Here is a 23,078-nt window from a genome sequence, read left to right on the forward strand (position 1 = left end):
GCGGTCCGTCCGGACAGGACGCCCTCCCCATGTTCCGTTTCCCCCCGGCCGTTCCCCGCGCCGCCGGCGTTCAGTGGTCGCCGGCCATACCGGTGTTCATGTGCTCGATGCTGCTGGCGGCACTGTTCGCGGCCACCCGCGCTGCGCACGGCTCACCCTTCGGAGTGGACGACGGCGTGCACGGCTGGGTGTTGGAACACCGCCCGCGCTGGGCGGTCGCAGCAGCCGTAGCCGTCACCGTGACGGGCAGCGGAGTGCCCGCCTACCTGCTCGCGGCGTTCGCCGGGGCGCTGGCCTTCAGAACCGATCGGTGGCGCGGGGCCCTGGGAGGGGCCCTGGCCCTGGTGTCAGTGCAACTGCCGCGCATCGCCCTGGCGTCATGGCTCGCCCGGCCCCGGCCGCCCGCCGACGACTGGGCGTGGACGGCAAACGGATACGCCATGCCCTCGGGGCACACCACGACCTCCGCGGCCGTGGCGGCGCTCCTCACCGCAGGGGTCTACCGCACGGTGCGCGGCCGGGCCCGAACGCCGCTCCTGATCGCACCCGCCCTCTGGGCCGCGACCGTGGGCCTCAGCCGCGTCTACCTCGGCATGCACTGGCCCACCGACGTCCTGGCGGGCTGGCTGCTGGCCTCCGCATGGGCCGGGCTGCTCGTGATGTCCCCGATTCTCCTCCGGCGCCGAAAGACCGGCGCCGTCCCCTCGAACGAAAGCGAAGGCACGTGAGCGCGATCAGTGTGGGACAGGCCGTGGTGCTGGGCATCGTGGAAGGGGTGACGGAGTTCCTGCCGGTCTCCTCCACCGGCCACCTCAAGATCACCGAAGGGATGATGGGCATCCCCGTCGACGACAAGTCCGTCGTCGCCTTCACCGCCGTCATCCAGGTCGGCGCGATCGCGGCCGTCCTCGTCTACTTCTTCAAGGACATCGTGCGCATCGTCTCCGCGTGGGGCCGCGGACTGGCCAACCGCGAGGAGCGCTACCACCACGACTACAAGTTCGCCTGGTGGGTCATCTACGCCACCATCCCGATCGTGGTCGTGGGGCTCGCGGCGAAGCCACTGATCGAGGGACCGCTGGCCTCTCTGTGGGTGGTCGCCGGATCGCTGATCGTCGGCAGCGGCCTGATGTGGGCGGCCGACCAGATGGGCCGCCACAAGCGCGGCGAGGACGACACCGACCTCAAGGACGCCATGCTGGTGGGCAGTTCCCAGATCCTCGCCCTGCTCTTCCCCGGCTTCTCCCGTTCCGGCGCCACCATGTCCACGGGTCTCATCCTCGACCTCGAACGGGTCGCCGCGACCCGCCTGTCCTTCTTCCTCGGCATCCCCGCCCTGACCGGCGCAGGCCTGTACGAGCTGAAGGACGCCGTAGGCGTCGGCATCGACACCCTCCCGCTGATCGTCGGCACCGCCGTGTCCTTCGCCGTCGCCTACGCCTCGATCGCCTGGCTGCTGAAGTACGTCGCCCAGCACTCCTTCAACGCCTTCGTCATCTACCGGATCGCCATCGCCGTACTCCTGTTCGGCCTGCTGGGCACGGGGGTCCTTAAATCCTGACCGATCACCCCGCCGGACGGACGATCGTCCGCAGGCCGGGCACTGGCCGACTCATGGAGTACTACCTCGCGCCCGCCGGTGAAGAGGTCCTGAGCACGGGCACGAGGTCCCCGATGAAGCCCTCGCCGCACGCGACTTCCTGGACGCCGTTTTGGCGCTCGACCCGCCAGGCACAGGAGTCGGCACCCTGCAGGCTCTCCCGCTTGCGCATTCGAACGACCACGAGAGGGATCGCACACGCTTCCGGGTATGGCGTGCGGCCAGGGGCAGGCGGCGGCGGGCAGAACCAGCCTGTTCAGAATGAGGGACGGGCACCGATGAGGTCACGGAAACGGCTCACCAACCATGAAAAGAGGCCCGCGGTACCCGATCCCGCCGCGCGTCGGGTTATTCAGAAGCCATCCGGGACCCTGGCGAGTTCGGCGCCGGCGCCCACGAGCTCGTCGCGAAGACCAGGGAGCAGCTCTTCGAATGCCTCGGCGCCCCGCAGCAGCAGTCCATAGACGTGATGCCCCCTCATGGCCGACCACACACCGGTTGGGTTCTCCGACCGCATGAACGCGGTCACCCGGTTCCTCAAAGAGGGCTTTCCACTGGAACGTCCTGTCACCTCGGAGCCGTAGGCCGCCCGCGCTCACACGGCGTTCCGTCACCTCCTTGCGGAGAAGACCGGACGAGCGAGGGGCTTGTGACTTGTGCACAAGACTCGCCGCGCACTCACCCGCACCCTTCATCTATGGATCGCACGCCCCGGCCAGATCCGCCGTCAGGGTTGTAGGAGCCGGCGGCGCAGCGACGGCCAACACCACTGCTCGCGACCAAGCAGCCTCGGTGCAACCAGCGACCAGATCTGACTATTAGTCAGTAGAGTCAGCAAAAGGTCAGCATTCGTCCGACCGAACTTGGTTACAGCCTGCGACAGATGAGGCTCGACCGTCGGCGCCGAAGGCTCTCGCGTCGCGTCGGGCGGCCCGCCCTGCGAGACCAAAATCGGAGGGCCGTCGTAGCCCTTTACCTCGCTGTAGCGGGACCCGTTCATCCAGTCTTCGCGGGCCTGCGCGATATCATCGTGTGACCGTCCGATCCAGTTCCAGAACCATGGGATCGCTCGATGTTTCCGCAGGTCAGGGCGTTACGAGTCCTTCAAAGTCAGCAAAAGCCAGCATCGGAGCGCTCCGACACGGCTAGAGCCACGAGGATTTGTTCCTCCCGGAACTGGATTTGCAGCCCGCTCGCCATACCTCCGCAGCTCTGGGGTCGCCGCCAAGCCGCCACCGACCCGCTCCTGACGGACGTCGGCGTCAGCCTGGCGGAATCAGGACGGCCCCACGGCGTCAGGCGAGTTCCCAGATGTCGAACGGCAGCCGCCAGGAGTTGCGGCGGTGGGCCGCTTCGTACGCGGCCTGGAGCGGGGACGGAGGTACGGTCAGCACGGGGCGCAGGCCGCGTGCGCGAGGACGTAGCGGGCCACCGAGGGGCGGAGGATGCGACGGAGCGGCCCTCGCGGGCCCGCGCCCACCACGAGCAGGTCGTCCGGGTCGCGCGCGACGTCGACGAGCGCGGCGCCCGCCGTGCCCCGCACCGTGAGGCCATCGCAGAGGTCTTCGACGCGCTCGACAAGCAGACGGTGGTGGTGCCCGGCACCGCCGCCGCCACGACGATCGTGCCCTCCCTCGCGAACCAGCTGGCCGCCGTCCTGGACCAGCGCCGCACGCTGGAAGGCCAGATCAGCGCCCTGCTGGAGGCCCACCCTCTTTCGAAGCTCCTGATGTCGCTGCCCGGCGTGGGCATCAGGACCGGCGCGACCCTGCTCGTCACCATCGGCGACGGCTCCGCCTTCGCCACCGCAGGGCACCTCGCCTCCTACGCCGGCCTCGCCCCGTCACCCGCTCCTCCGGCAGCTCCATCCGCGGCGAACACGCACCCCACCGAGGAAACCGCCGGCTCAAACGCGCCATGTTCCTCTCCGCGTTCGCCGCCCTGCACGATGACGCCTCCCGCGCCTACTACGACAAACAGCGGGTCAACGGCAAAACCCACACCCAGGCACTCCTCCGCCTCGCCCGCCAGCGCATCAACGTCATCCACGCCATGCTCCGCAACGGCACCTTCTACGAACCCCTCGAACCGAAGAACGTCGAACTCGCCGAGTGAACGCAACTGGGATGAACAGCCTCAAATCAGGCTGCTCGGGGTTGACGAAAGACATAGGGGCACCCCCCAGACCCCGCGAATACCGCGCGGTTCACATATCGCTTGCCGCCAGCTGGGGCGCGGAATTGGACGCCAGCCCGCCGGGAGGCGTACGCGAACGACCAGGGGTCCCCGGACACACTGACCGCTGTCTCGGCTGGCTCGAACCATTTCAAGGCGGACAAGGACCCGGCGGAGTGGCTGCCGTCCGACAGGTCCTACCACTGCACCTACGCCGCGACCTGAGTGGCAACCAAACTCCGCTGGGACCTGGCCGTCGACGAGAACGAGCGTCAAGCCCTCCTCGGGCTCGCCGAGGACTGCACGACGACCACCATCGTCTACGAGCCCGCCCCATGAGCGGCGGCAGCCGCACCGCGGAGGGGGGTTGCCATGACTCACATCGCAGGCCTGACGTCCACCGGCGACGGTGACGGCAGCCGGCTCGCGGGCGCACTGCGGGAGATGCGGCAGCGGCGGAGGACGGGCGGGAACTCGGCCTGTTGGCTTTGTTCACGAAAACGGTCTCGTGAACAAAGCCAACCTGACCTGGGACACCGAGACCGAGTTCTGCACGAGGATGCCGACCCGGTGCGCCGGCGCGACACTCGACCCCGCAATCGCAACTGTCCGTAAATGAACTGTTGCTCAGTGTGAGCATTCCGGGATGATCGCTGTTCGCGGCCCTGCCCGGTTCCGGGGGCCGTGCTCATCGAACCCCTAGGGAGCGTTGCTCATGCAGTCGATCGAGTTCGGGACTTCGCAGGCGGAACGGCTGGAGCGCCTGCGTGCTCAGCTGCAGGGGCGGCAGGCGGTCGCGGACTCCGCACCGCGCGCCCAGGCGTCGCAGGGGTCCGCCCTGCTGTTCGGGGTGATGCTGCACGCGGCGTCGCGTCTGGACGCCGGTCTGGAGCTGACGGAGGTGGAGGAACGTCTGGTGCGGCCGCTGCAGCTGCTGCTGGACGAGGAGGAGGTCAAGGCGTTCGGCCGGATGTACCGGGAGGAGACGGCTGCGGGCGCAACGGCTGCGGTGCTGCCCGGCTCACTGGCCGGACGGGAAGTCACGCAGGGCTACGCGACGGCGGATCTGCTGAAGGATCTGTCCCGGGTGCGGGACGAGGTGCTGGCACAGCCCAATGTGAGCATCGTCGACGTGAACAGTGCTCCCGCGGGGGTGGACGGCACGTTCGACAGCGAGGAGTTCAACGCCGGGCAGGCGGCCTACGGCTACGGCGCGACCGTGGTGACCTCGTCCGCGCCGCCGCCCGAGGACCCGGGCGCGCTGGCTTCGTTCATCGCCCGGGTGGACATGTTCTCGTTCCTGTGCGAGCGCGAGTCCGACGAGTGGAGCGCGTCCGACGAGATCTACTGGGGCATGTCCAGCGCCGGAGCCTTCGGGAACCGGCAGGAACGCCTCACCTACCGGGTCACGAACGTCGACAGGGGTGAATGGCACGACTTCCCCGCGAACACCACCCTGTACAACGGCCGGGTCGACGCCGCCCTGGTGTGCAACATCTCCTGCTGGGAGGAGGACGACGGCAGCGCGGAGTGGATGAACCAGCTGCGGAACAAGCTGGTTGCCATCGGCCAGGAGCTGATGACCTTCGTCGACCTCATGACGAACATCGCCATCATCATCCCCGAGTACGGCGACATGCTGGACTACGCCACCCTGGCCGCGGGCTTCGCCTACCTCATCGCCAAGCTGATCGACCTGTTCAGGAACCCCGACGACCTGGTCCAGCAGCGCTCCCTGGTCTTCGACCAGGCCGCCCTGCGACAGCTGGTGACCCACGGCGGAGCAGGCTCGACCGGATGGGTCTTCGACGGCGGCAACGAGGGACGCCACCGCCTCCAGCTCAAGTGGATCGGCAACCCGCCCCCCACCGACGCGCCCGGCGACATCAAGGTCCTCGCACCCGCCAACAGCCAGTGGGGCGCCACCACCCGCCTCACCGGCGCCACCGACTGCGAGCCCGCGCTGGCCGTCCTCGACGGGAAACCGCACCTCGCGGTGCGCGGCATGAGCGACGGCACCTACCACGCCCGGTTCAACGGCAGCGCCTGGAGCGGCTACACACAGGTCCCCAACCACGTCTCGCTGACCGCCCCGGCCCTGGCCGAACACCAAGGCCGCCTGTATCTGGGCACCTGCGGGACCAACGGCGACCTCTACGTCACCCCCTACGACGGCAACAGCTGGGGCCAGGCCGCCAAGCTCAAGGGGCGCAGCTCGGCTTCGCCGGCCCTGGCTGTGCGCAACGGAACACTGCACTGCGCCATCCGCGGGCGGGACGCGGACGACCAGGTGTATCTGGCCTGGCTCACGAATACCGGATGGACCGACTTCCAGACCGTCCCCGGCCTCAAGACCGCCAAGGCCCCTGCCCTGGCATCGCACCAGGGCAAGCTCTACCTCGCCGCGGCCGCCCTGGACGGAAAGATCCACGTCGCGGTCCACGACGGCAGCGGCTGGGCGACCTCGCCCATGCAACTCGGCGGCACCAGCGACAGCTCCCCGGCCCTGACCGTCCGCAACGGCATCCTCTACTGCGCGATGCGGACCCTGGACTCACGGATCGCCCTCAACTCCTACAACGGCAACACCTGGACCGGCTGGACCCAGCAGGTCCCGGACGCCGCCACGATGTCCGGCCCCGCCCTGGCCGGAGGCAGCGGAGACACCCTCCACATCGCCTACCGCACCGCCTGACCACCACACCCCACCACACCCCACCTGCGATCCGGACCCCGACCACCCACCGGCGTCCGGATCGCGACGCACCACCCCCGCGAATACCGGCACCCGGCCGGATCCTTGTCCGCCTTGGAGCGGTTGGAGGCGGCGAAGACCGCGATCAGCGTGTCCGGGGACCCCTGGTCAGAGACACGGCGCGATGCGGCGCCAAGTCTTCCCCCGCCGAGGCCGTCCCCGCGCGCCCCGCCAGCCGCAAGGCCTCTCGTTAGTTCCGCTCGCCCTCCGTGCGCCGAGCTCCTGAAATCCGACGCACCGAATCACTACCGAACGTTATCGATCCGCTCGCCTGGGTTACCTTGGGCTGTCGGCCGACCACCGGCATCCCTACGCCTTGCGACTCCTTCCGGATGCGGGTTCGGGCTCCGCGTCTCCACTCCACCGCGGATCCCGGCGGCCGGACACCGCGTCAGCACGGCATACAAGAGGAGAGACCCCGTTCATGACTGAGACCCTGTCAGCGACCCTGCGCACCACGCTCGGCGACATCGTCGTGCAGCTCTTCCCCGAGGCCGCACCCAAGACAGTGGCCAACTTCGTCGGGCTCGCCGAAGGAACCCGCGGATGGACCCACCCGGAAACCGGCCGGAAGAGCACCGACCCCCTGTACGACGGGACGATCTTCCACCGGGCCATCGACGGCTTCATGATCCAGGGCGGGGATCCCCTGGGCACCGGCAGAGGCGGACCCGGCTACAAGTTCGAGGACGAGTTCGCACCCGGCTTCGCCTTCGACCGGAAGTACCTCCTGGCCATGGCCAACGCGGGCCCGGGAACGAACGGCAGCCAGTTCTTCATCACGGTCGCCCCCACGCCCCACCTGAACCAGCGCCACACCATCTTCGGCGAGGTCACCGAAGGCCAGGAAACCGTCGACAAGATCGCCAAAGCCGACACCGGCCCCCGTGACGAGCCCCTCAACGACATCACCATCAAAACCATCACCATCACCAGGCAGGCCTGAACACCCCAGCCCCTCCCGCCAGCGCCCGGCACCAGAGCTTCCGTTCGGGGAGCGGTCACAGTGACCGCTCCCCGAACGCGTCTCGCAGTAGGTCTTCCTGGAACCGGTCCCCTACGCGCAGCAACGGACTCATTGACCGCGAGGCCCCACGGGTGTCCACGCCGACGCTGCAGCCTGCGGGAAGTGATGTCCGAACCGCGCGTCTTCGCGGGGGGGGGTGCCCCGGCCGTCGAAGCCTGGACAGACGGGGGCGCGGAGCGGCCGCCTGTCCGCTCCGGGGGTGTGGGCAGGCGGCTGCGGGTCAGAGGGTCACGGCGTGGCGGGTGGGTCGCCGCGTAGGGCGAGGGAGTGGTAGGCGCCTGCCGCGATGGACAGGACCTTGGTGTTGGCGGTGGCGGGGACGGCGCTCAGGGCGGTGGTGTGGGCCTTCCATTCGATGGCTCGTCCGTCGTCGCGGAGGGCCACGATGTGACCGTTCCCTGCGGCCACCGCGGTGACCTTGGACTGGGCGAGCGCGGGCACGTTCTGGTTCGCGATGCCTGTGCCCCAGGCGTAGGCGCGGCCGCCCACGACGGCGACGGAGAAGTCGCGGCCGGCGGCGATCGCGGTGGCGACGCCGTTGGTGACCGGGGCGGGGATGTCGGTCTGTTTCTTGCGGTTGTCGCCCCAGGCGAGGACCTTGCCCTCGTCGGTGAGGGCGAGGCCGTGGTAGGCGCCGGCGGCGATCGCGGTGATGCCGGAGTGGGTCTCGGTGGGGAGTTCGGTCTGCTGGTAGCGGTTGTCGCCCCAGGCGAGGACGGCGCCGTGCTTGAGGGCCAGGGAGAAGTACTGGCCTGCGGCGACGGCGGTGACGTCGGTCTTCGCGGCGGGTGGGACCGTCGTGGCGTCGTAGCGGTCGCTGCCCCAGGCGAGGACCGCCTCGTTCTTCAGGGCGAGGGAATGCAGGTAGCCGCCGGAGACGGCGGTGACGCCGGAGGAGAGCGTGGCGGGTACGTCGGTCTGCTGGTAGAGGTTGCTGCCCCAGGCGAGGACCTTGCCGTCCTTGACCGCCAGCGAGTGGAAGGCGCCCGCGGCGACAGCGCTCGCTCCCTTCTGTGCTGCGGTGGGGATGGCGGCCTGGCCGTAGGTGTCGTCACCCCAGGCCAGGGTCTCCCAGTCCGTCACCGCGGCCTGCCGGGGGGACGGCTGGGGCGCTGCGGTGGCCGGGGCTGTGGGGGCCAGGAACGCGCCCAGCGCGCCGAGCGCGGCCAGGGCGGTCATGGCGGGTCGCCCGGCGCGGCGGCGACGGTGCCGGGCGCGGCCGGTGGACACGGCCGACCCTGCGTTCGGCTGTGCGGGCGGGGGTGTGGGGGTGGTGTCAGTCACGGTCGGCTCCGGCTGCCGGGGAGCCGGCGTCGTTGGGGGTCTCGGCGGAGGGCCGGTTGGAGCGGCAGCGTGCCTGCTCGGCGGCGGTGAGGGGGCCGGTGCGCTGGTAGAAGCGGTCGGCGAGCTGCGGGGAGGGGTAGTCCAAAACCGTGTACAGGCGCCAGTCCTGGTGGGCGTCGGCCGGGGTGGGATCGGAGGTGAACCAGCCTTCGGTGCGCTGGCGCCCGGTCTGGGTCTCCATCCAGGAGACCTCACCGGGACTGATCCGCTCCTTGACGGTGCGTACGGCGGACGGGCTCCAGGCCGGGCTGCTGCCGGAGCCGGTGGTGAACTGGTTGTTCATGTTCGACGGTGTGGCCGCCGTGCTGGCCGGGGGCAGTCCCGCGGCGGCGGGCAGGTCGCCGATCGAGCGGGCGGAGAACTTCAGCGGGCGTTCGCGGTCGAGGGTGGCGCGGGTGCAGTTGATGTACCCCTCGCCGGTCTGCCGGGCCGGCTCGTAGTAGGCGAAGGAGTAGTCGGCCTCGGGGGTGAACGCACAGTGGGCGGCAGCCCTGTTGCACTCGGTTACGGCTTGGGCGACGGTGACCTTGTCGTTGCCCTTGAACGCGAGCGACGGCGGGAGCTCGTTGCTGCGGACCGTCTTGTCCAGCGGGGGCGGGACCTGGACCGCCTGGATGTCGGCGATCATCGCTCCGCAGTTGCCGTTGTTGGTGCCGGTGCCGTTGCCGGCTCCCCACCCTGTGGCGGGGACGGTGGAGGCGAAGGTCAGCAGGGGCTCGTACTGGTCGGCGGTGAAGGTGTAGGTCCGCCCCGTGCGCCAGACACCGGAGCCGAGGACGTTGTACTCCTTGTCCGGGTCGGGCTCGGTCAGCTCTTCCTGCACGGTGCCGCCCTCGCCCTGGACCGTGTAGGTCTGCCCCTGTTCGACGGTGCGCGCGGGGCAGTAGATGGAGACGGCGGGGCTGTCGTCGAAGGTGACGGTGACCCTCGCGCCGGGGCGCACTCCGCGCAACCGCTGCTTGAACTGGTGGGCGGCAGCGTTCTGGCGCAGCATCACCGCGACCTTCTTGTCCGGATGCCCTGAGGCCTCACCGGAGAAGCGGTACACGCCCGTGGCGGTTCCGGCACCGTTGGTCGAACCCACCGACCAGCCGCTGACGTTGGCATTGTTCAGGGCGGTTCCGGTGAACGCCGGCAGTGTCAGGTCGCCGTTGATGACTTCGACGGGCTCCGGTGTGGCGCGCTCGGCGAACGCGGGTCCTGCCGGGAGGGCGACCAGGCCGAGGCAGAGGGCGACGACGGCCGGGCGGCGCAGGGCGCGGGGGCGTCTTCTCACGGACGGGCCTTTCGGGGCGGGGTCGCGTACGGGCTGTGCGGCGTGGGCACGTGACGGCTCGTGGGCGGTCATGAGGGCTTCCCGTCGAGTTCGACGCGCTGCTTCAGGCGCGATCCCTTGGGCAGCTGTGTGGTGGCCGGTACGGCGGCGGCCCGGGTGGTGGGGGGTGTGGTGGTGGTGTCCTCCAGGCCGGTCTTGCCGGCGGGGCGCAGCTTGAGGCAGGTGTTGCCGGGGACGGTGAAGGTGTCGGCGACGAAGGTGGTCGTGTTGACGCTGGAGGGGCCGTCGACGAAGACGTTGCGCACGCCGAGTCCGCTGCCGGTGGAGACGCTTCCGGCGACCCGCTGCATCGCGGCGCTGGCGCCGAACATGAGGGCGTCACCGGGTTTGACGACGACCTCGTAGGAGGTGGACTCGGTCTGCTGGGTGTTCCAGGACTTGGAGTACGACAGCTTGAAGGCGCCCTCGAAGGCGGCGCGCAGGGTGACGGAGCCGCCGATGGTGCCGCTGCCGTTGGCGCCTCCCTTCGCGGTGGCCTCGGCGTTGGGGCCCTTCTCCTGGTCCGGGGTCTTGAAGGTGCCGCCGGCCTCGCCGCTCACCCCGGCAGTGACCGAGCCGGTGGCGTTCAGCTGGCCCTCTGCGGTGATCTGGCCGGTGATCTCCCCGCCGAGGTTGTCGGAGGCGGAGATCTGGAGGGAGACCTGCCGGGTGACCTTGATGTCCTCCTTGGTGCAGTTGACGACCGCGTTGCCCAACGATTTCACCGTCGTGTGGTACTCGCTGGACGCCACCCGGTCGACCTTGAAACGGCAGTCGCCGGCGTGCGCGGCGCAGTAGTCGCTCACCTCCTTCACCGACGTCAGCGGCTTGTCGCCGTTGAAGGCCTGCGCGGCGGAGGCGGTCCGGCCGGGGTCGGTGGCCGCGGCGGCGGAGGCGGTCGTCGCGGGAGCGGTGAGGGCGAGGACGACGGCGGCGGCGCCCAGAGCGCGCAGGGGGCGGTTCATGGTCGTCACGGGTTCATCAGCTCGCAGACGCGCGTCAGTTCGGCAGGGTCGGCAGCGGACGTCAGAGCGGCGGGCAGCTCGGCGGCGAAGGCCTCGCACGCACCGTCCATCACAGTGGCCGCGTTGTCCGCGGGCGCGGGGTGGACCGCGTCCAGCTGCTCCTGCGCCTTGGCCATGCCCTCCTTCTGCTCCTTGCCGTCGCCGGCGAGGTCGCTCATGCACTGCTTGGAGGTGGGCGCGCACTTCGTGGCCTGGTCCTTGGCGGCGGCGATGTCCTCCTTCGCCTTCGCCTCCTCCTTCTCCACCTGCTCCTTCTGGTCCTCGACCTCCTTCCGGTCCTCCGGGGAGGCCGCGCACGGCTTGGGCTCGCCGCCGGGGCACGGCTCCTCGGCGGGCGGCGGGTCGTCAAAGGCGCGCACGGCGGCGAAGGCCGGGGCGTCGGGGACTGCGACCGCGCAGGCGGCGGCAGCGGCGACGGCCACTGCGAGCGCGGCGATCGTGCGGGATACGGCGATACGTGTCATGCGAGGCACGAACCTTTCCGAACACAGAGCGAACACACATTCATGTATCGGGCAAATCGCCGCAAACATATGTAAAGGGTTCGTAAGATCCACTACCGCCGCGCCGCTCTCAAAGTGTGATCATGCGACTGAACACCTCTGGCCCATCGGTGCGTTCGGCCACGTGGCCGCCACGGCCACCGCCTCGGCGGCCCGCCCGGGCACATACGCGTCACGCGAAGCCGCAGCCAGCCAGTCACCTTTGCCACCGGGTTCGTCACCCCGGCCGCCATGCAGGGGCAGAATTCATCCTGCGGACTCCCTGCGCACGCGCCGCTCGGGCGGGAACCTCGCGGACCGCGACAGCCCGCCCACAGGAGCCTCGAGGGGGAACCGATGCCCCCGGGCCGACCCGTCGAGCGGGAGGCCGACGCCCCGTACGTTTCCGTGCGCGGTCCAGAGATCGCGGACCGCGACAGCCCGCCCACAGGAGCCTCGAGGGGGAACCGATACCCCCGGGCCGACCCGTCGAGCGGGAGGCCGACGCCCCGTACGTTTCCGTGCGCGGTCCAGAGAACGCGGGCAGAGAGGGCCGCCCCCGGGAAACAGCGCCACGAGCACACACGCGACCTCCCGAGGCCCTTTGGCGGAGGGTCGCACCAACAAGGGGCTGTCACTTGTACACAAGGTCGTCCGTGTACCCGCGGATGCACTTCAGCGACGGATCACACGCACCTCGGCCAGGTCAGCCGTCCAGATCGCAGGAGCCGACGGCGCAGCGACTGCCGTCACTGCGCCTTGCGGGCGAGGTGGCTCAACACAACCCGTCCAGATTTAACAGTAAAGTCAGCAAAAGGTCAGCATCCGTCCGACCAGAGTTGATTACAGGCTGCGACACATGAGACTCCGCCACCCGCTCCTGCTGCTGCTGCTGCACCGCGCACGCCACCCACTTCTCCGGCGCCAAAAGCGGAGGGCTGGGTGCGTGCACCGCACCCAGCCCGAGTCCACGCAAAATGGCAGTTCAGCGCACCCTCCCCCTGGGCTTCAGGTGAGCCGGGGGCAGTTGCGGGGCCGGAATCGGAGGGCCGTCGTAGCCCTTTACCTCGCCGTAGCGGGACCCATTCATCCAGTCTTCGCGGGCCTGCGCGATATCATCGTGTGACCGTCCGATCCAGTTCCAGAACATCACGATCTCCTCCTCGAACGGCTCGCCGCCCAGGAGCATCAGGCTCGTGTCCGAGGTTGCCCGCAGGGGGAGTTCGGTGCGGCCGCAGCCCAGGTAGAGCATCGAGCCCGGGAGGACCGGGACGCCGTCGACGTGGGCCTCGCCCGACATCGACAGGACCGCGTACTCGAAGTCCGGGTCCAGGGGGAGCCTGGTCTCGGTGCCCGCCGCCAGGGTCAGGTCCGCGCCCACGATCGGGGTGTACGCCGTGCCCGGGGAGGTCGCCGTGTCCAGGGTGCCCAGGATGACCGTCGCCGTCAGGCCCGGGGCCGTTACCCGCGGGAGGTCCGCGTGGTGCTGGAAGTGGGGTTCCACGTCGCGGTGGGCGTCCGGCAGGGCCACCCACAGCTGGGCGCCGTGCAGGAGGCGGGCGTGCGGGCGCGGGCTCTCCTCCGAGTGGCTGATGCCGTGGCCGGAAGTCATCAGGCCCAGTTCGCGGGGTCGGATCGTCTCGAGGCTGCCGACGCTGTCGCGGTGCAGCACCTCGCCCTCGTGGAGCCAGCTCACCGTCTGGAGGCCGGAGTGCGGGTGCGGAGCGACCTGCATGCCGGGCTCGTCGGCGATGTCGTCCGGGCCGTAGTGGTCCACGAAGCACCAGGCGCCCACCATGCGGCGGCCCAGGTTCGGCAGGAGTCGGCGGACCTCGGTGGACTCCCCGAGCTTGACCGTGCGCGGGCTGAGGAGCTCGCGCACCGGTTCGGCCACGACGAAGCCACGGCCGCCGCAGGCGGAGAGAGCGGGCTGGCGATCGAGATTGCTCATGTGGACAACCTAGCCCCGCGGCGGCGGCGCCGGAGAGCGGAATGTTCCACGGCCAGGGCGTGTTGGAGGCAGCGGACGGACCACCTGAACGGCGGAAGGGACGCGATGAACGCGCCGACGACGTACTTCGAGCACGGGACGACAGCCGAGCGCTGGGCGCGCGCCCAGCTCTTCTTCGACGCGAAGGAGTACGCGACGGCCGCCCGCATCCTGGACGGGCTGGCGGGCGAGACCCCCGAGCAGCTGGCCCCCCGGCTGCTGCTGGCCCGCGCCTACTACCACTCCGCGCAGCTCTCCCGCACCGAGCTCGAGCTGCGCGCCATCCTGGAGCGCTGGCCGGTGGAGGACTACGCGCAGCTGATGCTCGGTCGCACCCTTGAGCGCCTGGGCCGGGCCGCCGAGGCCCGTCCCCACCTGCGGATGGCGGCCGCGATGGCGGGCGAGTTCCCCGAGTAGTGCGCCGCCCGGCCCCGTGTGTGCGGGGTCGGGCCTCCGGCTCGGATAGCCTGGGGCCCATATGAACCGCCTCACCACACCCTTCGGCTCCTACGAGCTCACCCGCTTCCCCGAGGACCCGCGCGACCGGCTCCGTGCCTGGGACGCGGCCGACGAGTACCTGCTGCACCACCTCGACTCCGGTACCGGGGAGCGCGGTCCGGTGGATCTGGCCGCCGCCGGCCAGATCACGGTGCTCGGGGACCGCTGGGGGACGCTGACGACGGCGCTCGCCGCCTACCGCCCGACGCAGATCACCGACTCCGCCCTGACCCGCGCCGCCACGGCCGCGAACCTGGACCGGGCCGGCATCGGGACGTCCAAGTCGACGGTGACCCTGCTGACGACGCAGGACCCGCCGCCCGAGCGGATCGACGTCCTGCTGGTGCGCGTACCCAAGAGCCTGGCATTGCTGGAGGACCAGCTGTACCGGCTGGCGCCGCACGTGCACGCGGGCACGGTCGTCGTGGGCGCCGGCATGGTCAAGGAGATCCACACCTCCACGCTGCGCCTCTTCGAGAAGATCCTCGGTCCTACGAAGACCTCGCTCGCGGAGAAGAAGGCCCGGCTGATCTTCTGCACGCCCGGCACCCCCGGGGCGACCCGTCCCGCCTCCGCCGGGCCGTGGCCGCTGACGTACACGGTGGACGCGGACGCCGGCTCGGCCTCGGGCCTGTCCGTCGTCAACCATGCCGGGATCTTCTGCGCCGACCGGCTCGACGTCGGCACCCGCTTCTTCCTGCAGAACCTCCCGACCAACACCGACGGGGCCCGCGTCGTGGACCTGGGCTGCGGGAACGGCGTCGTGGGAACGGCCGTCCAGGTGCACGATCCGGACGCCGAGGTCGTGTTCACCGACGAGTCCTACCAGGCGCTCGCCTCGGCGCGCGAGACCTACCGGGCGAACGTCCGCGAGGGCCGGCGGACCGCCGAGTTCCACGTCGGTGACGGCGTCGCGATGCTCTCCCCCGCCTCCGTGGACCTGGTGCTGAGCAACCCCCCCTTCCACTCCCACCAGGCCACGACCGACGCGACGGCCCTGCGGATGTTCGCGCAGTCGCGCAAGGTACTGCGGCCGGGCGGCGAGCTGTGGATCGTCGCCAACCGGCACATGGGCTACCACACCCATCTGCGCCGGCTCTTCGGCAACAGCGAAGTCGTCGCGAGCGAACCGAAGTTCGTGGTCCTTCGCGCCGTCAAGCAGGATCGTCCGCGACCCATGTGACCTGCCCGTGCGCCCTGCCCGGGGGCACCTCCCGGTCGTAGCCGGGGCGTCCTACACTCTGGCGCGTGAGCAGCCAGGTGGAGGTCGGAAACGGTGACGGAAGCGGCGAGGGAAGCGACGGCGGAAACGGTGGCGGGCGCTACCGCCGGGAGGACGTGGCCCGGGCGGCCGGCGTCAAGGTGCGCAACCTGCGCTACTACCAGGAGCGCGGGCTGCTGCCGCCGCCCCGCCGGGAGGGCCGGATCGCCTGGTACTCGGACGACCACCTGACCCGGTTGCGCCTGATCAGCGATCTGCTGGGCCGCGGCTACACGGTCAACGGCATCTCCGAGCTGCTGCACGCGTGGGAGGAGGGCGGCGGCCTGTCCCGACTGCTTGGCCTGGAACGGGAGATGACCCGCGACTGGGTCCAGGAGGAGCCGGTGACGCTGTCCCGCCGCGAGCTGCGGGAGCTGTTCGGCCCGGAGGCGACCGCCGCGGACACCCGGCGGGCCGCCGAGCTCGGCTACGTGACGATCGACGGGGACCTGGTCACCTACCCGAACCGCCGCTTGCTGGAGGCGACGCTGACTCTGGTGCGGCAGGGGGTGCCGCTCGCCGAGATCCTGGATGCCGGGGAGTTCGTACAGGCGCAGGCCGCGGCGGTCGCGGACCGGTTCGTGGGGCTGTTCCGGCGCTACGTGATCGACGCGGCGGGCCTGGAGGACTTGGAGGGCCTGGAACAGCTTTCGGCCACACAGCTTCAGCACATCACGGCGGCGGTGGCGGCCCTGCGGCCGGTGGCCGGTGAGGTGGTGACCTCGGAGTTCGCGCGGGCGATGGCCTGGCGGGTGGATGCGGAAGTCGCCGAACTGCTGCGTACGGAGCAGTAGGAGTCGGCTCAAAGGGTGCACTCGCACAACCTTGCCAACCCCCATTGGCACTCTTACATTCAACTCGTCGGTAACAACGGTGCACAGCCGAAAATAAGGGACGTTCTCATGACCGGTTCTCCCCATTTATCCGACCCGTCCAACCCGCCCCACCCGCCCCACCCGTCCGACGATGCTTCCGGCCGCGTCCGCTGGCGCCGGTTCGCCGTCCTGACCATCCCCGCCGTCGCCGTGACCGCCGGCCTCGGCATCGCCCTCGCGCAGGGCGTGCTCGCCGCCTCGTTCGCCGTGTCGGGACAGCAGTTCAAGGTGTCGGCCAGCAGCTTGGAGGGCGAGGGCTTCGCCCAGTACGGCAGCGTCGACGTCAACGCCCGCAACGAGCTCATCCCGGTGGCCGTCACCGCCATCCGGGAGGCCAAGCTGCACAGCCTCTGCCAGTCCGTGGTCACCTCGCTCCCGATGATCGGGGATATCTCGCTCAACCTCACCGCCGGCAGCAAGTCCCCGGTCGAGGCGAGCAACCTCTTCGTCGACGCGACCCAGCTCTCGGGCGACGCCGTCTTCAGCAACATCGAGATCGGACGCGACGCCTCCACCCTCGACAAGGGTCCGGCCGAGGCCCAGGGGATGCAGGACCTCTTCGCCCAACAGGCCGACACGGTCACCATCACCGATCTCCAGCAGACGGCGTGGGCGACGAACGCCGGCACCTTCAAGCTCTCCGGGCTCAGCATGAGCGTCAGCAAGGGCAAGAAGGAATGCTTCTGAGCCTGCGGCGGCGCTGGCAGCGGTGGCGGCGCAGCAGACCCTTCTGGGGCGGACTGTTCGCGGTCCTGGCCGGGTCGTGGATCTGCGTCCTGCCGCTGGCACCGCTGAAGATCATGCTCCAGCAGGGCGTGGCGGGGATCCCGTCCGTCCTGATGGGGATCGTGATGATCGTGCTCGGGCTCACCGCCTGGTTCTCTCCCCCTCAGCGTTCTCTCGCGGGCGTCCTCACCACCCTGATCGCCACTGCCGCTCTGGTCCTGTCGAACCTCGGCGGGTTCCTGATCGGCACCCTGCTGGGCATCCTCGGCGGCGGCCTGATGTTCGCCTGGCAGCCGCACGCGGACCGACGCACGGGAAAGGCCGGAACTACCGGGACAGCGGAGTCCGCCAAGGCCTCACCCCCTCCCTCGCCCTCTCCCGTACCCCCTCCCCCCACCCCGCACCACGATCCCCAAGGAGCACAGCCATGAGCCGTACGCGCACCGCGCTCGCCCTCGGGACGGCCGTCGCCGGAGCCATCACGCTCGCCTCGGTCACCGCCTCCGCCGCGCCCTTACCGCTGGCCGGGTCGACCACCGTCACCCCGGCCGGGCACGCGTTCAAGGCCACCCTCAGCGGGAAGGCCACCTTCAAGGCCGGTTCGGTCACCGTGACCTGTACGGTCTCCGTCGCCACCGGCAGCGTGCCGGGGGCTCCCGGCAACAACAACCCGGCCGGGCCGGTGTCCTCGCCGATCTCGGCGCCCACGTACAGCTCGTGCACCTCGAGCATGTGGGGAGTGACGCCCACGGTCACCACCAGCGGCGCCTGGTCGGTGTCGATGCAGAACGGCGCCCCGATCACCGCCACCATGGGTCTGCCGGTCGGCGGCCTGGTGGTCCAGACGAGCGGGCTCGCCTCCTGTACGGTCACCGCCGCCCCCACGGCCCCGGCGAACGTCGGCGGCACCTGGGCCAACGGGTCTCCGGCGACCCTGACCTTCACGAACGTCTCCGTACCGGTCACGGTCACCGGCGGCTTCGGCTGCCCGACGAGCGCGACCGCGTCCATCTTCAACGCGGTCTACAAAGTGACCGACACGACCGACCCGGCGCAGCAGATCACCGTCGGTCCCTGACCCGCCCGATCGGCCCCCGGCCCGCCGGGTCCCGGAGAAGTCCGGGATCCGGCGGGCCGCTGTGCGCCCCGCTCCGTCAGCGGTGCGCGGCGAACTCCGTCACCTGCTGGTAGGTGGGCCGGTTCTGCCAGTTGATCTGCGGGTGGGCGAGCCCGCCGACCGGGCGCTGGACGATCGAGTCGGCGCACCACTGGTTGCCGGCCGCGCAGGTCCCGTCGGCCGGGTACACGGCCGAGGGAGTGGCGGCCGCCGCCTGCTTGAGCGTGGCGGCGACGGCGTCCCGGCATGCGGGGAGGGAGCCGCCCCCGCAGTAGACCTGGGACGGCGGATCGGCGACGGGCCGGCCGAGCACCATGCGCAGGTCCTCGTCGGCGTAGCCCCACCAGCCGTACTGGAAGGCAGATCCGGCGTGCGAACCGGTGGGGCCGTGGCCCGCGTTGGGCGCTTCGTCGACGCTCAGTGAGGCACGCAGGGCGTCGTAGAGGGGGGCCCCGAGACCGGGCTTGAACTCGGCCTCGATCAGCAGCGGCCACCAGGCGTCCATGATCCGGACGGCATCGGCGTGCGCGTAAGTCCTCGAACCCTGGGCGGTCTCCTTGCGCTGGGCGCCGCTCGCCTGCCAGGCGGCCAGCTTGTCGATGGCCGCGGTCAGCGCCGGATCGGTGACCGGTGCGCTGCGCAGTACGGCGAGCAGCTCGGGCAGCAGGTTCTCGGCGCGCAGGTCGGTGACCGCGGCTTCGGCCATGACCCGGGTCAGCTTCGCCCGGGTCACCCCGCCCGCCGTGACCAGCTGCTTGACGCGGCGGTCGAGGAGGTCACCGCGGTGGACGGCGCCCATCCCGAAGCCGGCCGCCCCGTAGTCCTTGGCCTGCTTGTTGTTCCAACTGATGTAGTAGTCCTGCCCGATGGACTGCGGGTGCTCGGCGGGCGGGGTGTAGGCCGCGGTGTTGGCGGCCGGGTCGAAGCCCTGCCACTCGTACTGCGGGCGGGCGTGCACGGGCAGCGAGGCGTCGACTCCGGCCGCCCTGACCGGGTTCGATCCGCTGTTGTAGTACGCCGCTTCGCGCGAGTCGGCGTAGAACCAGTTGAAGGCGTAGCCGATGTGCTGCGCGGCCTGCTGGAAGGTGCGGGCGTCCTTGACGTACGAGGGGTCGTTCAGCATCTGGAAGCCGATGATCGAGTCGGCCTCGTGGCGGTAGGTGGAGCGCAGCGCGGTGTAGGCGACGGGCTTGCCCGCGACGGTGGCCCGGTGGGTGACGATGCCGTAGTGCGTGCGCCACACCTGCATGCGGTAGGAGCCGTCGGGGGTCGGGTCGGCGACGGACTTCTTCCAGGCGTTGGTGCGCTCCAGCTTCTCCATGGGCGTGCATGTGCCTCGGAACAGGTAGTGCGCACTGGACCTGGTGGGGGTCTGCCCGCCCGGTTCGCACAGCTCCACGGCGAAGGTGTCGGTGATGTCCTGCCCGGCGGAGGTGGCGCTCCAGGCGTAGTCCTGGCCACGGCCGAGCTGGACGTACATGCTGACGCCCGCGAAGGAGGCGCCGCGGGCGCTGATGCCGGGGCCCTGGAGCTCCTGCAGCATGAGGAGCTGGGGTGCGAGATAGCCGGTCTGCGGACCGAACACGGCCACCGGATGGCCGCTCGCGGTGTGGGCGCCGGAGACGAGCAGGGCGTTGGACATGCTCTGCTTGACCGGCTTCGGCGGGTCGGCGGCCTCCTTGGCGGTCGCCGCGCCGCTGCGGTCGTACACGAGCTGTTCGGCCACAACCGATCCGCCGTCCGGGAGCGCGGCGCCCTGGGGGTTCGCGGGCTTCTGGGCGTACGGGAAGCTCGTGCCGTCGTGGACGGTGAGAACGGCCTCGGGGTCGTTGCGCTGGCGGAAGGACTCCCAGACCCGGGTGCCCTCCTCCAGGCCGTACTTCTGCTGGGCGGCCAGCAGGGACAGCGCGGCCTGGACCTCGCCGCCTCCCCCGCCGCCGAAGAGTCCGCCGACGACCGAGGCGAGGGCGATCAGGTCGGTGGTCTTGAAGGGCTTGATCTCACCGGCGTTGGTAATGGAGTCGATGTGCCCGGTCAGGACGTACTCGCCGGGGAAGTAGCGGCCGTTCTTGGACTGGGTGCGGTAGAGGTTGATCCCGTCGGCGTACGCCTGGGCGTCCTCCATGGCGAGCCGCCCGCGCTCGCCCTCGGTGGTGCGGATCCGGTCCACCTGGGCCTGGAGGTCGGCCTCGGCGTACGGGGCCTGCGGCCAGAACTGCTGCTCCAGGCCCTGGTTGGCGAGGGCGCCGCCCGCGAAGGGGGTCAGGTCGCCGCGGCCGACGTGCCGGAAGAGGTCCATCTGCCAGAGGCGGTCCTGGGCGGCGGCGTATCCCGCGCCGAAGGAAGTGCCGTAGCGCGTGGTGCCCTTGACGTGGGGAACGCCCGTCTTCTTGTCACGGGTGATGGTGACGTCGGGGCGCGGGCTCGTGGTGGACTCGACCTGGTCGGCGGGGACTCCGAAGGAGGCGTTGTTGAAGAAGTCGTTGACCTTGGCATCGGTGAGGCCGGGGTATCCGGCCACCAGCGAGTCGTAGCGCGCCAGTTGGTCGGAGGCGTGGGCGGGCATGGTGCCGAAGGCCTTGTGCAGGAGGATCTGGGCTAGGGTCGCGTTCCCGTTCTGGCCGGGCGGCAGGATGTCCGAGCACTGACCGCCGCAGTAGTCGGCGGTGGGGAGCGGCACGGGGTCGTCGGCGGCGGCCGCGGGGGCGAGGGGGGAGAGCAGGGCGGCGCCGAGGGCGATCAGCCCGGCGGCGACGGCGGTTCTCATGCGTGCGGTGGGACGTCGCATACGTGCTCCTCCGTGGGGGGCAGGAACCGGTCACGGGGAGGGTACTGACGCGACTACCGATCAGTAAGATGAACGACCGTCACTTTTTCGCCCGGCAAGGAAAATGCGTTGCCCCGCCGGAGTGGACGGACAAGGCTCGCGGACATGTCTGACAGCACGGATCACCACCAGCCTTCGCACGCACCCGCCCCGAGCCCGACGCGGCGCGACGTGTCGGACCTCTTCTCCGGCGGCCGCATCGTCGCGATCCCGCGCAGGACCGCCCGGCGCGAGCAGTTGCTCGTCCACCTCGCCGAGACCCTCTTCGCGGTCGACCGGGACTACACGGAACCCGAGGTGAACGACGCCCTGCGCACCGTGCACGAGGACTGCTCGGCGCTGCGGCGCTACCTCATCACCTCGGGACTGCTCACACGCACCCGTGACGGCCGCGCCTACCGGCGGTCGACGACCACCCGGTAGTGCGTGGTCAGCCGGCCGTCGTCACCGATCACATGGAGGGCCACGGCCGGCGGCTCGTCGAGGTGGACGTGCTCGGAGGACCCGGCCGGCGCCTCCCACGGCAGCCCGAGGGGGGAGACCACCCCGGGCGCGACCGGCACCGGCCGGCCCGCGAAGGTGGTGGCCGCGGCGGTGTGGGCGTGCCCGCACCGGAAGGCGGTCAGGGGGTGGCGCTCCCCGCCATCACGGACAACGGCTTCGTGTCGGACGAGTCTACGGGCGGAGGCGATACACCACTCGGCATGGCGTCAGCTCTGAGGCCATCCCCGCACACACGGGGATGACCGCCAGCTCAAGGAGCACTCGCCGGGCCTGGCCGCATCCTGCGTGTGCGGTGGTTGGCCGAGCTCCCGCAGGATGCGCTCCAGGGCGGCGCCGTGAACGAGTTCCTCGCCGGAGTCGTGGCGCCTACGTCGGCACGACCTCCATTCTGTCATTCCCCTGCCCGCTCACCGGGTCGGTCACCGGGTCGGTCACCGCCGGAACCGGGGCCGGGCCGAGGACCATTCGCCCGGTCCCGCAGCACGGCCTACAAGCAGCGGAACGCCGTTGAACAATGCATCAACCGGCTCAGCAGTGGGGAGGCCTGGCCATGCGTTGCGCCGCATATCGCACCGGGAGCTCCCTCAGCCCGCGAGCTCGCAGGGACGCACGCCACTGCGTTGGGAAAGCCAGAGGTCAGGCGATGGGGCGTTCATCGCCGTCGGAGAAGGGCTGCGCATCGTGTCCGGACCGCCTGGCGCCGCACATGCTCTTCCCCAACGAGTCACGCCGCCCTAACGTTGTGTCATGAACAGCGTGTGGATCGACCGTTCGGACCCCGCCGTGGTCGACGTGGTGCTATGCGAGGACGTCCGGCCGCTCATGTTCGCCGCCAAGCGCTGGCCCGGGGAGGCCTTCGGGTCGCTCGCAGCCGGCGCCCTCTACGGCACGCCGGTCTATGCGGTCATGGCCACGATCCTCGACCAGCGGCCCGGCCGGATCTGGGCTGCGGTCGGGATCGCCGCCGCCTTGGGACTCGTCGTCAACACGTTCGTGGTCTTGTACGGGGCCTTCCGGAACGTGACCCGGTTGCGGTTCTCGCCCGCGGGAGCCCCGGACACCATGACCCTCGTCCGGGGCTCCCGCACGGACCACCCGAGGCCACTCACCGACGTACAGCAGATCTGGATCGACCACTCTGTCATCGAGTCGCACGAGACCCACCGGAAGCCGGTGTCCGCCAAGAACACCCTGCACGTGCTCCTGAAGAACGGCCGCCTGATCCGGCCCATGCCGCACCTCCCGTGGACAACCGACACCACCCCCCTCTACGAGCAACTCCAGCAGACACTCGCCCCCTCCGCCGTCCAGGTGGGCCTGGTCGTCCAACGCCGCGTGGAGTCCCGGTGGTCGGGCATCGGCTACGGCGGCTCGACCGGCGGCGGGGGCTGACACGATCCTGCAGTTCCGCTGCCACACCTGGGTCCGCACGAGCTAGCGCGCTCCCCCCACCCGATGGTGCATAGAGTGGAGGCCCCAGGCAGAGCCAGCGACCGGGTTCTGGTGTTCCTGGTCGACGCCATCATCGCCGGTGCCCCGTTGCACGCCCGGTGCGGG

At 70.4% G+C, this 23,078-nt stretch carries 21 protein-coding genes and 2 pseudogenes; 13 read left to right on the forward strand and 10 right to left on the reverse strand.

Features of this window, described 5'->3' with window-relative positions:
• Nucleotides 1-29 precede the first annotated feature (29 nt).
• Both ACIQZO_RS05770 and ACIQZO_RS05775 read left to right on the forward strand, forming a co-directional pair.
• Entirely contained in the window at nt 30-728 is a 699-nt protein-coding gene (locus ACIQZO_RS05770; RefSeq protein WP_403620602.1) for a phosphatase PAP2 family protein, read from the forward strand.
• A complete protein-coding gene (locus tag ACIQZO_RS05775; RefSeq protein ID WP_403620605.1) occupies nt 725-1,561 on the forward strand; it encodes an undecaprenyl-diphosphate phosphatase in 837 nt (278 codons plus the stop codon). The genes ACIQZO_RS05770 and ACIQZO_RS05775 overlap by 4 nt, the downstream gene beginning before the upstream one ends.
• Before the next feature lie 391 nt (nt 1,562-1,952).
• On the opposite strand, the gene ACIQZO_RS05780 is transcribed toward ACIQZO_RS05775, so the two are convergent.
• The 3 genes and pseudogenes from ACIQZO_RS05780 to ACIQZO_RS05790 form a co-directional block, all read right to left on the reverse strand.
• Nucleotides 1,953-2,081: a hypothetical protein gene (locus tag ACIQZO_RS05780; RefSeq protein ID WP_403620608.1), complete on the reverse strand. Its 129-nt coding sequence runs from the start codon at nt 2,079-2,081 to the stop codon at nt 1,953-1,955.
• Between the two features lie 468 nt (nt 2,082-2,549).
• Nucleotides 2,550-2,657: pseudogene (locus ACIQZO_RS05785) on the reverse strand (pirin family protein); the annotation flags it as partial.
• Between the two features lie 330 nt (nt 2,658-2,987).
• Entirely contained in the window at nt 2,988-3,143 is a 156-nt protein-coding gene (locus ACIQZO_RS05790) for a universal stress protein (protein WP_403620611.1), read from the reverse strand.
• 21 nt (nt 3,144-3,164) lie between these two features.
• On the opposite strand from ACIQZO_RS05790, the pseudogene ACIQZO_RS05795 reads away from it, so the two are divergent.
• From ACIQZO_RS05795 to ACIQZO_RS05805, 3 genes and pseudogenes are all read left to right on the forward strand, one after another.
• Nucleotides 3,165-3,715: pseudogene (locus ACIQZO_RS05795) on the forward strand (transposase); the annotation flags it as partial.
• Between the two features lie 775 nt (nt 3,716-4,490).
• On the forward strand, nt 4,491-6,470 hold the full coding sequence (locus ACIQZO_RS05800) for a hypothetical protein (protein WP_403620614.1): 1,980 nt from the start codon (nt 4,491-4,493) through the stop codon (nt 6,468-6,470).
• 484 nt (nt 6,471-6,954) lie between these two features.
• On the forward strand, nt 6,955-7,476 hold the full coding sequence (locus ACIQZO_RS05805) for a peptidylprolyl isomerase (protein WP_403620617.1): 522 nt from the start codon (nt 6,955-6,957) through the stop codon (nt 7,474-7,476).
• A gap of 309 nt (nt 7,477-7,785) precedes the next feature.
• Here the strand turns inward: ACIQZO_RS05805 and ACIQZO_RS05810 are convergent, their stop codons facing one another.
• From ACIQZO_RS05810 to ACIQZO_RS05830, 5 genes are all read right to left on the reverse strand, one after another.
• On the reverse strand, nt 7,786-8,841 hold the full coding sequence (locus ACIQZO_RS05810; protein ID WP_403620620.1) for an RCC1 domain-containing protein: 1,056 nt from the start codon (nt 8,839-8,841) through the stop codon (nt 7,786-7,788).
• A complete protein-coding gene (locus ACIQZO_RS05815; RefSeq protein WP_403620623.1) occupies nt 8,834-10,177 on the reverse strand; it encodes a hypothetical protein in 1,344 nt (447 codons plus the stop codon). Before ACIQZO_RS05815 ends, ACIQZO_RS05810 begins: the two co-directional genes overlap by 8 nt.
• A 68-nt stretch (nt 10,178-10,245) precedes the next feature.
• Complete coding sequence (locus ACIQZO_RS05820) at nt 10,246-11,190, reverse strand: hypothetical protein (RefSeq protein ID WP_403620625.1); 945 nt, start codon at nt 11,188-11,190, stop codon at nt 10,246-10,248.
• The gene (locus tag ACIQZO_RS05825) at nt 11,187-11,705 is read right to left on the reverse strand and encodes a hypothetical protein (RefSeq protein WP_403620628.1); all 519 of its coding nucleotides are present in this window, start codon (nt 11,703-11,705) and stop codon (nt 11,187-11,189) included. Before ACIQZO_RS05825 ends, ACIQZO_RS05820 begins: the two co-directional genes overlap by 4 nt.
• A gap of 1,003 nt (nt 11,706-12,708) precedes the next feature.
• On the reverse strand, nt 12,709-13,674 hold the full coding sequence (locus tag ACIQZO_RS05830) for a pirin family protein (protein ID WP_403620631.1): 966 nt from the start codon (nt 13,672-13,674) through the stop codon (nt 12,709-12,711).
• A gap of 105 nt (nt 13,675-13,779) precedes the next feature.
• On the opposite strand from ACIQZO_RS05830, the gene ACIQZO_RS05835 reads away from it, so the two are divergent.
• The 6 genes from ACIQZO_RS05835 (at nt 13,780) to ACIQZO_RS05860 (ending at nt 18,151) form a co-directional block, all read left to right on the forward strand.
• Complete coding sequence (locus ACIQZO_RS05835) at nt 13,780-14,130, forward strand: tetratricopeptide repeat protein (RefSeq protein ID WP_403620634.1); 351 nt, start codon at nt 13,780-13,782, stop codon at nt 14,128-14,130.
• A 61-nt stretch (nt 14,131-14,191) separates the two neighbouring features.
• Nucleotides 14,192-15,394 (forward strand): methyltransferase, encoded by a 1,203-nt coding sequence (locus ACIQZO_RS05840; protein WP_403620637.1) that lies wholly within the window; start codon nt 14,192-14,194, stop codon nt 15,392-15,394.
• Between the two features lie 65 nt (nt 15,395-15,459).
• Nucleotides 15,460-16,266 carry a MerR family transcriptional regulator gene (locus ACIQZO_RS05845; RefSeq protein WP_403620640.1) on the forward strand — a complete coding sequence of 269 codons (807 nt, stop codon included), beginning with the start codon at nt 15,460-15,462 and terminating at the stop codon, nt 16,264-16,266.
• 108 nt (nt 16,267-16,374) lie between these two features.
• Complete coding sequence (locus ACIQZO_RS05850; protein ID WP_403620643.1) at nt 16,375-17,034, forward strand: DUF6230 family protein; 660 nt, start codon at nt 16,375-16,377, stop codon at nt 17,032-17,034.
• Nucleotides 17,025-17,504, forward strand: a complete 480-nt coding sequence (locus ACIQZO_RS05855) for a DUF6114 domain-containing protein (protein ID WP_403620646.1) — start codon at nt 17,025-17,027, stop codon at nt 17,502-17,504. Before ACIQZO_RS05850 ends, ACIQZO_RS05855 begins: the two co-directional genes overlap by 10 nt.
• On the forward strand, nt 17,501-18,151 hold the full coding sequence (locus tag ACIQZO_RS05860; protein WP_403620649.1) for a hypothetical protein: 651 nt from the start codon (nt 17,501-17,503) through the stop codon (nt 18,149-18,151). The genes ACIQZO_RS05855 and ACIQZO_RS05860 overlap by 4 nt, the downstream gene beginning before the upstream one ends.
• Before the next feature lie 76 nt (nt 18,152-18,227).
• Here ACIQZO_RS05860 and ACIQZO_RS05865 read toward each other — a convergent pair whose 3' ends face one another.
• Complete coding sequence (locus tag ACIQZO_RS05865) at nt 18,228-20,978, reverse strand: penicillin acylase family protein (protein WP_403620652.1); 2,751 nt, start codon at nt 20,976-20,978, stop codon at nt 18,228-18,230.
• Nucleotides 20,979-21,122: 144 nt separating this feature from the next.
• On the opposite strand from ACIQZO_RS05865, the gene ACIQZO_RS05870 reads away from it, so the two are divergent.
• Complete coding sequence (locus ACIQZO_RS05870) at nt 21,123-21,440, forward strand: DUF2087 domain-containing protein (RefSeq protein ID WP_403620655.1); 318 nt, start codon at nt 21,123-21,125, stop codon at nt 21,438-21,440.
• Here the strand turns inward: ACIQZO_RS05870 and ACIQZO_RS05875 are convergent.
• On the reverse strand, nt 21,413-21,580 hold the full coding sequence (locus ACIQZO_RS05875; protein ID WP_403620658.1) for a hypothetical protein: 168 nt from the start codon (nt 21,578-21,580) through the stop codon (nt 21,413-21,415). The genes ACIQZO_RS05870 and ACIQZO_RS05875 overlap by 28 nt on opposite strands.
• A gap of 688 nt (nt 21,581-22,268) precedes the next feature.
• Between ACIQZO_RS05875 and ACIQZO_RS05880 the strand changes: the two genes are divergently transcribed.
• Nucleotides 22,269-22,913 carry a hypothetical protein gene (locus tag ACIQZO_RS05880; RefSeq protein ID WP_403620661.1) on the forward strand — a complete coding sequence of 215 codons (645 nt, stop codon included), beginning with the start codon at nt 22,269-22,271 and terminating at the stop codon, nt 22,911-22,913.
• Nucleotides 22,914-23,078 lie beyond the last annotated feature (165 nt).

Origin of the sequence: Streptomyces sp. NPDC097617, from assembly GCF_044761485.1 — a bacterium.
In the GTDB taxonomy this organism is placed as follows: Bacteria; Actinomycetota; Actinomycetes; order Streptomycetales; family Streptomycetaceae; genus Streptomyces.

Bases quoted from the DNA above. Each gene is read 5' to 3' on its own strand.
- ACIQZO_RS05830 (WP_403620631.1), bottom strand. From the start codon at position 13,674: ATGAGCAATCTCGATCGCCAGCCCGCTCTCTCCGCCTGCGGCGGCCGT.
- ACIQZO_RS05825 (WP_403620628.1), bottom strand. From the start codon at position 11,705: ATGACACGTATCGCCGTATCCCGCACGATCGCCGCGCTCGCAGTGGCC.
- ACIQZO_RS05805 (WP_403620617.1), top strand. From the start codon at position 6,955: ATGACTGAGACCCTGTCAGCGACCCTGCGCACCACGCTCGGCGACATC.
- ACIQZO_RS05780 (WP_403620608.1), bottom strand. From the start codon at position 2,081: ATGAGGGGGCATCACGTCTATGGACTGCTGCTGCGGGGCGCCGAGGCA.
- ACIQZO_RS05800 (WP_403620614.1), top strand. From the start codon at position 4,491: ATGCAGTCGATCGAGTTCGGGACTTCGCAGGCGGAACGGCTGGAGCGC.
- ACIQZO_RS05855 (WP_403620646.1), top strand. From the start codon at position 17,025: ATGCTTCTGAGCCTGCGGCGGCGCTGGCAGCGGTGGCGGCGCAGCAGA.
- ACIQZO_RS05870 (WP_403620655.1), top strand. From the start codon at position 21,123: ATGTCTGACAGCACGGATCACCACCAGCCTTCGCACGCACCCGCCCCG.
- ACIQZO_RS05835 (WP_403620634.1), top strand. From the start codon at position 13,780: ATGAACGCGCCGACGACGTACTTCGAGCACGGGACGACAGCCGAGCGC.
- ACIQZO_RS05770 (WP_403620602.1), top strand. From the start codon at position 30: ATGTTCCGTTTCCCCCCGGCCGTTCCCCGCGCCGCCGGCGTTCAGTGG.
- ACIQZO_RS05850 (WP_403620643.1), top strand. From the start codon at position 16,375: ATGACCGGTTCTCCCCATTTATCCGACCCGTCCAACCCGCCCCACCCG.
- ACIQZO_RS05865 (WP_403620652.1), bottom strand. From the start codon at position 20,978: ATGCGACGTCCCACCGCACGCATGAGAACCGCCGTCGCCGCCGGGCTG.
- ACIQZO_RS05860 (WP_403620649.1), top strand. From the start codon at position 17,501: ATGAGCCGTACGCGCACCGCGCTCGCCCTCGGGACGGCCGTCGCCGGA.
- ACIQZO_RS05840 (WP_403620637.1), top strand. From the start codon at position 14,192: ATGAACCGCCTCACCACACCCTTCGGCTCCTACGAGCTCACCCGCTTC.
- ACIQZO_RS05880 (WP_403620661.1), top strand. From the start codon at position 22,269: ATGAACAGCGTGTGGATCGACCGTTCGGACCCCGCCGTGGTCGACGTG.